This window comes from Herbaspirillum sp. UBA812, from assembly GCF_002296545.1.
Lineage (GTDB): Bacteria > Pseudomonadota > Gammaproteobacteria > Burkholderiales > Burkholderiaceae_D > Herbaspirillum > Herbaspirillum huttiense.
Window position 1 is genome coordinate 1 of the sequence record NZ_DBIC01000115.1, and the last position, 12,213, is coordinate 12,213.

The following is a 12,213-nucleotide window of genomic DNA, read 5'->3' on the forward strand; positions in this document are numbered from 1 at the left end:
GGGGCTGAAGTGAATTGCGTTGAGTTGAGCCGGTCCGGATGGGCCGGCGGCTCAATCTGATGAAGCGCGACGGGCTCTTCCTTCCCTTTCTTTTTCTCCCCCCTCCACTGGCTCCTCCCTTCATGGAGCATGGACACACGCCATGCGAAGCCGCATGAACGGTCCGATGTCCCTGAGTTCTCGCACATCGAAAAAATTTAGACTTTCAGCGCAAATTATTCTCGTCCGACGGTAATTCCATTTCCCTCGGTTAATCTCTGCCCTCCATTTTGGTACCGATGCTTCCGGTGCAGCCTGCCCCGGGACCACCGCGTCAGCGGTGCATCGCCGGGGCATGAGTCGGTCTTCCATCGCTTCTCCTCCCCCGATGCACCTGTGAGCAACAGGATGCCGTTCACCCTGCGACGGCGTTCATCGTTTGGGGATGCAGTGATTTACCTTCCAACTGTGCTGCAGAGGCTTGCGGGCCTGCTGCTGCTCTTTCTTTCCTCCCTGGCCCAGGCACAGCAGCCGCTCGACGTGGCTTTCGCGGGCTTCGCCTATTCCGGCAGCGAGAGCACGCTGGACGACCGCTTTCCGTATTCGCGCCGCTACGAGGCGACCCGCAAGCGTGCCGGCACCACCCTGCATCAGACACTGATGCAGCAACTGCAGGCCACGCCGCCAGCCCACCTGCGCATCGTGCCGCAACTCGACGAACTCAAGGGCCGCGACCAGGCGCTGGCCGTGGCGCTGGTGGTCGGCAACGAGATGGTCTCCGAGGAAAGCTTCGGCAGCCTGCACAAACTGCTGATCGTGGTGCGCGCGCAGGTGATGTTCTTCGATTTCAAGTCCATGAACGTGATCCGTTCCTATCCCGTCAGCTTTGCCTACGTCGACGTCCTGGATCACCCGGCTTCGGAAGGCGAGATCCTGTCCCGCATCGCCCTGGTCTACGAAGGCAACGGCGGCAAGCCCGGCATACTCGGCCGCTTCGTCAACAACGTGGCCAAGGCCGAGTTGCCGGCGCAGGTGTCGCGCACTCTGCAGGTAGTCAACGTGCAGGTGAGCCCGGAGGCATCTGGCCTGCTGCCTGACTTCCTGAAGTCCGCTCCCGGCGCATTGGAGAACTGGGCCGCCGATCTGGCCGGCGAAGCCATCTCCACACGCGCCGGCGTACCCATCCTGCCCTTCAGCAAGGGCTATGCGATCGGCAACGTGATGTCCTTCCGCGTCTCCGATGGGGCCGTGTGGGACCTCAAATTGCCCAAGCCCGACTACGAGATCAGCGTCGATCTCACCGGTTTCAAGAAGGTCCGGTTCAGCGAAGTTGAAGGCGGTGCCACCACCTACGTCTACGGTGCCTACGGCGGCATCCGCCTGATCGAACCGCTGGGCAACAAGGTGTATCTGGATACCGCGCTCAAGAACGGCGAGTCGCGCGTGATTCCGGCCAGCCAGGATTACGTGGACGACTTCCCGCATTTCTATGACGCGCTCAATGGCATGTTCGTCAAGCTGGCCCAGGTCATCGATGGCCGGGGTGACGAGAAATGGCTCAAGAGCGCCGCTGCCGCTCAAGACATCGAACAACAGATTGTCCACACCAAGGAGTTGATGAAGTCATGCAAATAAATCGCCATCCCATCCGCCATCTTTGCCGGTCTTTCCTCATCCTGCTGATGGCGGCGCTGGCCCTGTCGGCGCAGCCGGCCCTGGCGCAGATCCAGCAGGCCCGTGGCCAGTACTCGCTGAGCTACAAGGAATCGGTTGGCGTATTCGACCGCACCGAGGCCTCGCCGGCCATCAAGCAGAAGGCACGCCAGGAGGCCGCGCTGAAGGCGGTCGAAAGCTACTACGCTGAAGCCGGTCAATCGGAGTCGGCCAACTTCGATGCGATCCGCGCCAAGATTCTTGAGAATCAGGATCGCTACATTCTGGATACCACCGTGCTCTCCGAAACCGATGACCCCAAGGAGATGCGCTACACCATCGCCGTGCGCGTCTCGCTGAACGTGGCCAATCTGCGCAACGCCGTGCAGGCCAGCTCGGCGGTGGGCAAGGCAGCCCAGGGCGAGAAGTCGGCCATGAGCTTCGTGTTCGTCTCGCGCCAGGTGGACAGCGCCAAGTCTTACGATGATCGCGTCTACAAACGCCAGGACGAGGGTGCGCAATTCTCCGGCTCGGCCACCGCCAAGGAGAGTTACAAGGAGTCCACCAACGAAGGTGAATCGGTAGGGAAGGGGCGCGTCAGGACCCAGGGTGCGATCTCGCGCGAGAGCCGTAACGGTGTCGACGTGTCGGCCAAGTCGACCGTCACCTCGGAGACCGGCGGCAGCACCACGCGCAAGGCGACCGACACTACCTGGCGCGTGCTGCCCAGTGCCAACCTGAACCAGACCTTCGTGGCCAAGTTCTCCCAGGCCGGCTATGACGTCATCGAAGCGGCCATGGTGGAAACCGCCGGCTTCAAGATCGCCGCCATCGAGGCCGACTACAAATCCGGAAATGATTTGCAGCCGCAGACCCTGCGCGCGATCGCAGCCGGCATGAAGGAACATCAGATCCCCTACATCGCCCTGGGCACGCTGGACGTCGGCTTGGCCGAGAAGGATCCGCAGAGCGGGCTGCAGCGCGTGGCGGTGACCGTCAATGCCAAGGTGTGGGACGTGACCAAGCCCATTCCCCGCACCCGCGTGGCGGTGGGCCCGGTGGCCTATGCCGGCGTCGGACCGACCGAAGAGGAGGCGCGTGGCAATGCGCTCAAGGCCGCCGCCAGCAATGCTGCCCAGGAACTGTCGAGCCGCATGGCCACCATGGGACTGCAGTGATTGCGCCGCTTTTTTCCTTTGTTTCCCTCTGACTGAAAGATCTTCATGAAAAAATCTATCGCGTTCGCCGTGGTCTCGATGGCCCTGGTTTTCCCTGTTACCAGCTTCGCCCAGTTCGGCAATTTCCTGGGAGGCAGCAAGCCCGCTTCTTCCAGTACAGGTGCCGATCTGTCCGGACAGCAGTCGCAGCTCACGCGCACCTATCGTGCGGCCGGCAAGGACGTGCTGACTGCCAACGGCCACATCGGTGCAGCGCTTGGCATCAAGGCCCAGGCCATCAATGCGGCGGCGACGTCCGATTCGATGTCGGCCAGCGACCTGGAGGCGCAGGACAAGGCCATCAGCGCCGATGCCCAGGCCATCTCCGACGCATTGAAGAGCGGTGCCACCCTCAAGGATGAGGCGGCCAGGAAGGAATACGCAGAGGGCCTGGTGGTACTGGTCCAAGGGGTGAAAAAATACATCGCCATGTCGGCCGAGGCGCAGACGTTTGCCAATGGCCTGAGCAGCGCCTCGCCGATGCAGCTGCCCGGTCTGCAATCGGGTGCCTACATCGTCAAGAGCCTGCCCACCAGTATCGGCAACCTGACCGGGCTGCTGAAGAATGCGGTCAGCTTCGCCAGGAGCAATGGCGTGGCAGTCCCGGCCGATGCCACCAGCGTGCTGTGATGGCGCCCGGACTGTTCCATTGAGAGGACGCCATGCAGCCAAGAGTGCGAGCAATACTGATGGTTTTGTCGATGGCGTTGCTGTCGGCCTGTGACAGCAAGGACGAGTCGGCTGCTGGTGTTTCTGCCAGCAGTCAGACGACGTCCACGGCGGCGACACAGTCGCCGGCGCCGCCGGCGCTGGGCGTGGGCAGTACCAGCCGCGTCAGCCGCGAGGCCGAGGCGGTCGGCAGCACGCTGGAACTGGCCGTGGTGGCTGCCTTGCAATCGGCGGTGGCGCAGGTCAACGGCGTGCAGATGGCGAACCGGATGCACAGCCTGCGGCAGGGGCTCGATGTGGTGGTCAACGGCGAGCGGGATTCCGTGCGCACCGAGGCCTTCGCGCAACGCATGGTCGCGGCCTCGCAGGGTGCGGTGCTGAGTTACGAGATCCTCTCGCAGGAGGAAATCGACAAGCTTGATGAAGAGACTGTCGCCAAGGTGCAGGCCAGTGACGCCGGGTACCGCTATTCTTCGGCGGTGCAGGGGGAGGGCAGCCAGGGCGCGCAGTCGGCGTCGGCCGAACTCAGTCACAAGGCCATGCGCAGCTACTGGAAGGTCAAGTTGCGCGCCGAGATCGCCCAGTACCAGGCTCCCGATGAGAAGGGCCGGCCGAAGATCGTGGTGGTGCTGCCCAAGACCCTGGTGTCCACCTATGCGGTCGGCGATAGCAAGGTTGCCTCCGATGAAGTTGCGCGTGCGGTGCGTGGCCGCCTGTCGGACATCCTCACGCAGACCAGGCGCTTCATCGTGCTGGATCGCGAATTCGGTGCCGAGCTGCAAGCCGAGATCGATCACATCAACAGCGGCAACGTGCGTGTGCAGGACAGTGCCCGCATCGGCCAGCAACTGGCCACGGATCTGTTGCTGATTCCGACCATCGAGCGCTTCGACTATCCGCGCTCGGTACGCAAGCTGCGCATGTCCGAACGTGAGCTGGTGTCGTACGCGGGCGGCGGTCGCATCACCTTGCGGCTGGTCAACGCGGCCACCGGCCAGGTGGTGCTGTCGCAGAGCTTCGAGCACAAGCTGGCCAGTGCCGATCCGAGTACGATGCCGCGGGTCATCGATGGCAAGAGCATGGCGGCCGGGTTGATGGATGCCTTGTCCAGTCAGATTGGTGGTGCCATCGTGACGGAAATCTTCCCGGTATCGGTGGTCTCGCTGGAGGGCGATCAGGTGGTCCTGAGCCAGGGTGGTGAATCGCTGTAGGCGGGCCAGCGCTGGAAGGCCGTCTATCTGGGGGAAGAACTCAAGGACCCGCAGACCGGCAATTCGCTGGGGCGCAAGGAAACGCCGGTGGGGACCATCCGCATTGATCGCGTCGCTGCGCAGACTTCCTATGGCACGGTGGAGGAGGACGGCAAGCTGGGTGACAAGCCTTTCGCTGCCGGTGCCATCGAGCTGCGCGGGCAACTGCCCAAGCTCGCTGCCGCTGAAACCGGTGCGGCCAATGGCAAGGAAGCCGCGGCGCCGGTGGCTGCAGCTTCTGCACCAGCCAAGGCCAAGAACGGGAAGCCGAACGTGGCTGCGGCAGCCAGTGAGGGTTCCAAGGCCAGCGCACCGGTTGTAGATGACAAGTGGTAAGACGTAGAGCGTGGCCCGGTGCGCAAGGATAGAAAAGGATGGCGCCGGGCCGCGACGCTTGATGATGACTCAACGCATAGTCGAGGATCGCCAGTTTGCGCTGCGCCCTCTTGTTCAGTGCCGGTCTCCAGCGCAAAGCAGGTCGGCGGCAAAGCGAAAATGGCTGTCGAAATGAAGGATTTTTCTCCGATCGCATCAAAGCAGCCGGTTTTGGCGGGGCCGAGGAATAAAAAGGCAAAAATTCCAGGCAATAAAAAAGCCCAGCATCGCTGCTGGGCTTTTTTGTCCTTGATCTACAAGGTAATTCTGGTCGGGGTGAGAGGATTCGAACCTCCGGCCTCTACGTCCCGAACGTAGCGCTCTACCAGGCTAAGCTACACCCCGTCGAGTGAGATCTAAGTCAGTGATTTCGATCTACTGCGAAAGCCGATAATTCTAACAGGGATTTTTTGAATTGGCTATCGGGAAGTGAAATAATTGCATCCGCAGCGCGCCGGGCGGCGATTTCCGCCTGTTCGCGCGTATAAGCCAGTGCGCCCGAATGGGTGATGGCCGACAGCACTTCGTCGAAATGCTGTTCGTCGCCGTTCTCGATGCAGGTGCGCACCAGTTCGCGCTGTTGCGGCGTGCCGTGCTGCATCAGCCAGATCAGCGGCAGCGTGGGCTTGCCTTCGCGCAGGTCGTCGCCGACGTTCTTGCCGATCTCGGCACTGTTGCCGGAATAATCCAGTACGTCGTCGATCAGCTGGAAGGCGGTGCCGATGGAGCGGCCATATTCACCGGCAGCTTCGATGCCGGCTTCGTCGGCACCGGCAATCAGGGCGCCGATCTGGCTGGCGGCCTCGAACAGCTTGGCGGTCTTGGAACGGATCACCTGCAGGTAGCCGGCTTCATCGACATCCGGATTGTGCATGTTGAGCAGCTGCAGCACCTCGCCCTCGGCGATGACGTTGGTGGCGTCGGCTACGATTTCCATCACGCGCGGATTGCCCACCGCCACCATCATCTGGAAGGCCCGCGAATACAGGAAGTCGCCTACCAGCACCGAGGCCGCATTGCCGAACATGGCATTGGCAGTCTGCTTGCCACGGCGCAACGAGGATTCGTCGACCACGTCGTCATGCAGCAGCGTGGCGGTATGAATGAATTCGATCACGGCCGCCAGCGAGTGGTGATGCTCGCCCTTGTAGCCGAAGGCATTGGCGATGAGCACTACCAGCACCGGGCGCAGGCGCTTGCCGCCCGCACTGATGATGTATTCGGCGACCTGGTTGACCAGCGGCACCTCCGAGTACAGCTGCCGGCGGATGACTGCGTTGACCGCCTCCATGTCGGCGACGATCGGATGCATGATGGTTTGTTGCGAAGCGTTTTGTACGGCGGCAGACAAGGCGGAACCTGTGGAAAATGGTTATTCCCCGGATTATACGATGACAAGGCAGGGGCACGCCAAAGAGCCTGAGACCGGAAAGTAAAGGTTTTTCATTGATGGAATGAAAACATGGGTGGGGATGCGGGTTGCTTGGCAGGCAAGTCCTCTTCCATTGTCCTGCCGGAAACTGTGTTGTACAGAGGTCGGGCAAAGTGTCAAGCCTTTTGACCGAGCGGCTAAGTGCCTGTATAATTTGCGGTTTTCCTGTTTCGCCATGGGTTTTTGACGGGTGCGGCAAGGGAAAAATCGTTCTTATTCATTCATTCGTGAGGTTTCACATGTACGCGGTCATAAAAACCGGCGGCAAACAATACAAAGTTGCTGCTGGCGAAAAACTCAAAGTAGAACAGATACCGGCTGACATTGGCTCCGAAATCACTTTGGATCAAGTGCTCGCAGTGGGCGCAGGCGAAACCGTGAAGTTCGGTGCGCCGCTGGTCGCAGGTGCTACGGTGCTGGCTACTGTGGTAGCGCAAGGTCGCCATGACAAGGTCCGCATCTTCAAGATGCGTCGTCGCAAGCACTACCAAAAGCGTCAAGGCCATCGTCAGAACTACACCGAACTGCAAATCGTCTCGATCAACGCTTGAGCGTTGACCCGAACGAACTGCTCATCCAAAGTCATCAAGGAGTTTTAAATGGCACACAAAAAAGGCGGCGGCACTACGCGCAACGGCCGTGACTCAGAATCGAAACGCCTGGGCGTCAAGGTTTATGGCGGCCAAGTGATCAACGCTGGCGGCATCATCATCCGTCAACGCGGCACCCGCGTCCACGCTGGCGAAAACGTCGGCGTCGGCAAGGACCACACCCTGTTCGCCCTGAAGGACGGCAAGGTCAAGTTCGTTGTCAAGGGCCTGCAACAGCGTCAATACGCTACCGTCGTTACGGCGTAAGCGTTCCTGTCATCCGGGTTCGCCCGGAAACCAGGCATAAAAAAGGCTCTGCCGATGGTGGAGCCTTTTTGATTTTTGAAGAGCCGTCAACAAAGCGCCGAGCCCAGGCTTCCGTCGGGAGCTCCGGGGTGGGTCCTGACCAGGACCGAGGTGCATCGACGTTTTGTTAGCGGCTCCCATGTCCCATGAGGCGTCCAAATCATGAAATTCATCGACGAAGCACGTATTGAAGTCGTGGCGGGGGATGGCGGCAACGGTGTCGCCAGCTTCTGCCGCGAGAAATTCCGCCCCTTCGGCGGTCCCGACGGCGGCGACGGCGGCAAGGGCGGCACCATCTGGGCCGTGGCCGACCGTAACGTCAACACCCTGATCGACTATCGCTACGCCAAGTTGCACCGCGCCGGTCGCGGCGAAAACGGCCGTGGCTCGGACTGCTACGGCAAGGGTGCCGATGACGTCTACCTGCGCATGCCGGTGGGCACGCTCATCGTCGACATCAACACCGGCGAACACATCGCCGACCTGACCTTCCACGGCCAGACCGTGATGCTGGCCAAGGGCGGCGAAGGCGGCTGGGGCAACATCCACTTCAAGACCTCCACCAACCGCGCCCCGCGTCAGAAGACCGAAGGCAAGGAAGGCGAACGCCGCGAGCTGCGCCTGGAACTGAAGGTGCTGGCCGACGTGGGCCTGCTGGGCATGCCCAATGCGGGCAAGTCGACCTTCATCACGGCCGTCTCCAATGCCCGTCCGAAGATCGCCGACTATCCCTTCACCACCCTGCACCCCAACCTGGGTGTGGTGCGCGTGAGCCATGAAAAGAGCTTCGTGATCGCCGACATTCCCGGCCTGATCGAAGGTGCGGCCGATGGTGCCGGTCTGGGCGTGCAGTTCCTGCGCCACCTGCAGCGCACCGGGCTGCTGCTGCACATCGTCGACCTGGCCCCCTTCAATGAGGAAGTCGATCCGGTCAAGGAAGCCAAGGCCATCGTGCAGGAACTGAAGAAGTACGATCAGTCCCTGTTCGACAAGCCGCGCTGGCTGGTCCTGAACAAGCTGGACGTGGTGCCCGAGGCCGAGCGTGCCAAGCGCGTGAAGGATTTCGTCAAGCGCTTCGGCTGGAAGGGCCCGGTCTTCGAGATCTCCGCACTGAACCGTGATGGCTGCGAAGAGCTCATCAACGATATCTACAAGTATCTGGAAACCAAGCGCAACGAAGAGCACCGCGCCGAAGAAACCCAGATGACCGAGGAAGCCCGCGCCATCTCCAGCATCGATCCGGACGATCCGCGCTTCAAGGTCCTGGACTGATTCATCCCGGCGCAGCCCTGATCCTTCTTGGGGCTGCGCGCGGGGGCGGTTCGGGCTATCATCTCTGCCTGTCGGATTTTACGACCGCTCCCAGAAGAATCAGAACCCGGAACACTATGCAATCGGTCATTCAACGCGCCAAGCGACTCATCATCAAGGTTGGCTCTTCCCTGGTCACCAATGATGGCAAGGGCCTGGACGCCAACGCCATCGCCCGCTGGGCGGAACAGATCGCGCAATTGCGTGCGCTCGGCAAGGAAGTGGTGCTGGTCAGCTCCGGCGCGGTGGCCGAGGGCATGCAGCGCCTGGGCTTCGACAAGCGCCCCACCGGCATCCATCACCTGCAGGCCTGCGCGGCCGTGGGCCAGATGGGCCTGGCACAGATCTACGAAACCAGTTTCCGCAAGCACGACCTGCACACCGCACAGGTGCTGCTGACCCACGCCGACCTGGCCGACCGCGAACGCTACCTCAATGCCCGCTCCACCCTGTTCGCCCTGCTGCAACTGGGCGTGGTGCCGGTCATCAACGAGAACGATACGGTGGTCACCGATGAAATCAAGTTCGGCGACAACGACACCCTTGGCGCGCTGGTGGCCAATTTGATCGAAGCCGAAGCGCTCATCATCCTCACCGACCAGCCGGGCCTGTTCACCGCCGATCCGCGCAAGGATCCGGCGGCCACCCTCATTTCCGAAGCGCGTGCCGGCGACCCGTCGCTGGAGCTCATCGCCGGCGGCACGGGCACCGGCATCGGCCGCGGCGGTATGCTGACCAAGATCCTCGCCGCCAAGCGCGCGGCCACCTCCGGCGCACATACCGTGATTGCCTGGGGACGAGAGGAACAGGTCCTCACGCGCCTGGCTGCAGGTGAAGCCATCGGTACCCAGCTCAATGCCGAGACCGCGCAACTGACCGCGCGCAAGCAATGGATGGCCGATCACCTGAAGACCGCCGGCCGCGTGGTGCTCGATGCCGGCGCAGTGCAGAAGCTGAGCCTGGAAGGCAAGTCGCTGCTGCCTATCGGCGTGGTGGAAGTCTCGGGCGAGTTCGGCCGGGGCGACGTGATTACCTGCGTGGACGAGAGCGGCCGCGCCATCGCGCGCGGCATGAGCAACTACAACAGCTCGGATGCGCGGCGCATCATCCGCCATCCTTCCTCCGAGATCCAGGCCATCCTCGGGTTTGTCGAGGAGCCGGAACTGGTGCATCGGGATAATCTGGTGCTGCTGTGAAGGCGATGCATTGCAGTAAAGAAATAATTTATACGATTTATACGATATAAATCATTTCATGCGGACAATAAAAAACGCGGCCAAGGCCGCGTTTTTTATTGTGTGCTTCGAGCCAGCCGCCGGGATCAGCGACGCACAGGATCAATACGCGTCTGCGTCTTGAGGCGATTGACGATGCTCTTGACGTTCTCATTGTCGGCAATGATCTTGCCTTCGCAGAAATAATCCTTGAACAGCGCGCCATCGATGCGATTGACGCCGATATCGCGGATCGGCTGCCACTTGTCGCGGCGCGAGCGCGACCATTTGCCATCGGGATGGCCGAAGGCGTAGGTCTTCTTTTCCCAGGTCTCGCAGCGCATGCCTTCGTACATCACGTTGACCGCACCGCCTTCGGTCTTGGTGACCACGGTGTAGCGCACCACCTTGTCGGTGCCGATCGAAACGGAATTGGTATCGATGTAGCCCTTCATGGTGGCATTCGGGCTGAGATAGAACTCGGCCAGGTTCTGCTCTTGCGGCGTCGGCGGCAACTGCACGGCGATTTCCTGCCAGGGCTTTTCCTCGTCGTCGAAGTCTTCATCGAAGCTCTGTGCCAGTGCGCCGGCGCAGGCCGCCAGCAGCGAGCAGGCCAGCACCGCGCGGCGCAGGCCGCGCACGGTGAACAGGGGATGTGGGGGTTCAGGTTGCTGGAAAGAGGGCATGGAACTCACTTGGTTTCCGGCGTGCTCGCGCCGTTGCAGGGCTGGGCTTGTGCGGCCTGGCCCGGATTCTTGTGGGGATGCGCTATGCGCCCGGCTTGCTCGGCCCGGCGCGGGCCGTGGCCCGGACGACTCAGGAAACGCGACAATTCCTGCAGCGCCTGCTGATAGACCTCGCGCTTGAACTCGATGACCACATCAAGTGGCACCCAGTAGTCATGCCAGCGCCAGGCATCGAATTCCGGATGCGAGGTGCCACGCAGGTTGACGTCGCAATCGCGCCCGACCATGCGCAGCAGGAACCAGATCTGCTTCTGGCCGCGGTAATGGCCGCGCACTTCGCGCTTGATGAAATGATCGGGGACTTCGTAGCGCAGCCAGTCACGGGTGCGGCCGATGATCTTGACGTGCTCGGCACGCAGGCCGATCTCTTCTTCCAGTTCCCGGAACATCGCCTGTTCGGGGGTCTCGCCGTGCTTGATGCCGCCTTGCGGGAATTGCCAGGAGTGCTCGCGTACGCGCTTGCCCCACCACACCTCGTTATTGGCGTTGAGCAGGATGATGCCGACGTTCGGGCGGAAGCCTTCTCGATCCAGCATGGTGATCCTCAAACTTTCTGCGGCTGGAAGTCCCTTTCAGGCAGGCTCATGCGACTGCGGGCGCACGCGGCAAAGCCGGTACGCCAGGCGGTCAGGAGCAATCACATCGATGCACGGATGTCATTGAAACTAGGAGCAAATCTGCAAAGAAAGGGCGCATCAGCCAGCTAATCCTTTAAAATTGGAACGATTATAACCCTCCTCTTTTTAAAAAGAACCGACCGTCATGCGCGCCTCACGTTTTTTTATTTCCACCCTGAAAGAAGCCCCGTCCGACGCTGAAATCGTGAGCCACAAGCTGATGATGCGTGCCGGCATGATCAAGCGTCTGGGAGCTGGCATCTACACCTACATGCCCATGGGTCTGCGCGTGATTCGCAAGGTCGAAGCCATCGTGCGCGAGGAAATGAATCGCGCCGGTGCCGTCGAGCTGTTGATGCCGGTGGTGCAGCCGGCCGAGCTGTGGCAGGAAACTGGCCGCTGGAACAAGATGGGGGCCGAGCTCATGCGCGTGAAGGATCGCCATGGCCGCGACTTCGCCATCCAGCCGACCTCCGAAGAAGTGGTCACCGATGTGGCCCGTACCGAACTGCGCAGCTACAAGCAATTGCCGGTCAACTTCTATCACATCCAGACCAAGTTCCGCGACGAGCGCCGCCCGCGTTTCGGCCTCATGCGCGGCCGTGAATTCACGATGAAGGATGCCTACTCCTTCGACCGCGATGTCGATGGCCTGAAGAAGTCCTATCAGGCCATGTATGACGCCTACGTGCGCATCTTCACCCGCTTCGGCCTGGAGTTCCGCGCCGTGGCCGCCGACAATGGTGCCATCGGCGGTTCCGGTTCGCACGAGTTCCACGTGATCGCCGCCACCGGTGAGGACGCACTGGTCTATTGCCCGACCTCCGATTACGCCGCCAACATGGAAGCGGCCG

At 61.5% G+C, this 12,213-nt stretch carries 13 protein-coding genes and 1 tRNA gene; 10 read left to right on the top strand and 4 right to left on the bottom strand.

The window, feature by feature from the left end; genetic code table 11:
* The first annotated feature begins 429 nt into the window (after positions 1-429).
* The 5 genes from B3873_RS07470 (at position 430) to B3873_RS07490 (ending at position 5,104) form a co-directional block, all read left to right on the top strand.
* Positions 430-1,614, top strand: coding sequence for a hypothetical protein (locus tag B3873_RS07470; protein WP_286865005.1), 1,185 nt, complete (start codon positions 430-432; stop codon positions 1,612-1,614).
* Positions 1,605-2,810 (top strand): hypothetical protein, encoded by a 1,206-nt coding sequence (locus B3873_RS07475; RefSeq protein WP_286865006.1) that lies wholly within the window; start codon positions 1,605-1,607, stop codon positions 2,808-2,810. The genes B3873_RS07470 and B3873_RS07475 overlap by 10 nt, the downstream gene beginning before the upstream one ends.
* 45 nt (positions 2,811-2,855) lie before the next feature.
* The gene (locus B3873_RS07480; RefSeq protein WP_034333952.1) at positions 2,856-3,479 is read left to right on the top strand and encodes a hypothetical protein; all 624 of its coding nucleotides are present in this window, start codon (positions 2,856-2,858) and stop codon (positions 3,477-3,479) included.
* Positions 3,480-3,538: 59 nt separating this feature from the next.
* Positions 3,539-4,729, top strand: a complete 1,191-nt coding sequence (locus B3873_RS07485; protein WP_286865009.1) for a CsgG/HfaB family protein — start codon at positions 3,539-3,541, stop codon at positions 4,727-4,729.
* 87 nt (positions 4,730-4,816) lie between these two features.
* On the top strand, positions 4,817-5,104 hold the full coding sequence (locus tag B3873_RS07490) for a hypothetical protein (protein WP_286865010.1): 288 nt from the start codon (positions 4,817-4,819) through the stop codon (positions 5,102-5,104).
* Positions 5,105-5,411: 307 nt separating this feature from the next.
* Here the strand turns inward: B3873_RS07490 and B3873_RS07495 are convergent.
* Both B3873_RS07495 and ispB read right to left on the bottom strand, forming a co-directional pair.
* Positions 5,412-5,488: transfer RNA gene (locus tag B3873_RS07495), tRNA-Pro, on the bottom strand.
* A 16-nt stretch (positions 5,489-5,504) separates the two neighbouring features.
* Complete coding sequence (ispB, locus tag B3873_RS07500) at positions 5,505-6,455, bottom strand: octaprenyl diphosphate synthase (RefSeq protein ID WP_186450175.1); 951 nt, start codon at positions 6,453-6,455, stop codon at positions 5,505-5,507.
* A 359-nt stretch (positions 6,456-6,814) separates the two neighbouring features.
* Here ispB and rplU point away from each other — a divergent pair, with 359 nt between their 5' ends.
* The 4 genes from rplU to proB all read left to right on the top strand — a co-directional run bounded on the left by rplU (position 6,815) and on the right by proB (position 9,978).
* Positions 6,815-7,126, top strand: coding sequence for a 50S ribosomal protein L21 (gene rplU / locus B3873_RS07505; protein WP_006713215.1), 312 nt, complete (start codon positions 6,815-6,817; stop codon positions 7,124-7,126).
* 48 nt (positions 7,127-7,174) lie between these two features.
* Positions 7,175-7,432 (top strand): 50S ribosomal protein L27, encoded by a 258-nt coding sequence (gene rpmA, locus B3873_RS07510; RefSeq protein ID WP_039790468.1) that lies wholly within the window; start codon positions 7,175-7,177, stop codon positions 7,430-7,432.
* Between the two features lie 201 nt (positions 7,433-7,633).
* A complete protein-coding gene (gene cgtA, locus B3873_RS07515; RefSeq protein WP_039790469.1) occupies positions 7,634-8,743 on the top strand; it encodes an Obg family GTPase CgtA in 1,110 nt (369 codons plus the stop codon).
* A gap of 116 nt (positions 8,744-8,859) precedes the next feature.
* Positions 8,860-9,978 carry a glutamate 5-kinase gene (gene proB, locus B3873_RS07520; protein ID WP_121042575.1) on the top strand — a complete coding sequence of 373 codons (1,119 nt, stop codon included), beginning with the start codon at positions 8,860-8,862 and terminating at the stop codon, positions 9,976-9,978.
* A 125-nt stretch (positions 9,979-10,103) separates the two neighbouring features.
* Here the strand turns inward: proB and B3873_RS07525 are convergent, their stop codons facing one another.
* Both B3873_RS07525 and B3873_RS07530 read right to left on the bottom strand, forming a co-directional pair.
* Entirely contained in the window at positions 10,104-10,682 is a 579-nt protein-coding gene (locus B3873_RS07525) for a CNP1-like family protein (RefSeq protein ID WP_286865013.1), read from the bottom strand.
* A 5-nt stretch (positions 10,683-10,687) separates the two neighbouring features.
* Positions 10,688-11,278 (bottom strand): RNA pyrophosphohydrolase, encoded by a 591-nt coding sequence (locus B3873_RS07530; protein ID WP_134221186.1) that lies wholly within the window; start codon positions 11,276-11,278, stop codon positions 10,688-10,690.
* Positions 11,279-11,504: 226 nt separating this feature from the next.
* On the opposite strand from B3873_RS07530, the gene proS reads away from it, so the two are divergent.
* Positions 11,505-12,213: proline--tRNA ligase (gene proS / locus B3873_RS07535; protein ID WP_286865012.1), on the top strand; the 709-nt coding region annotated here is incomplete at its 3' end.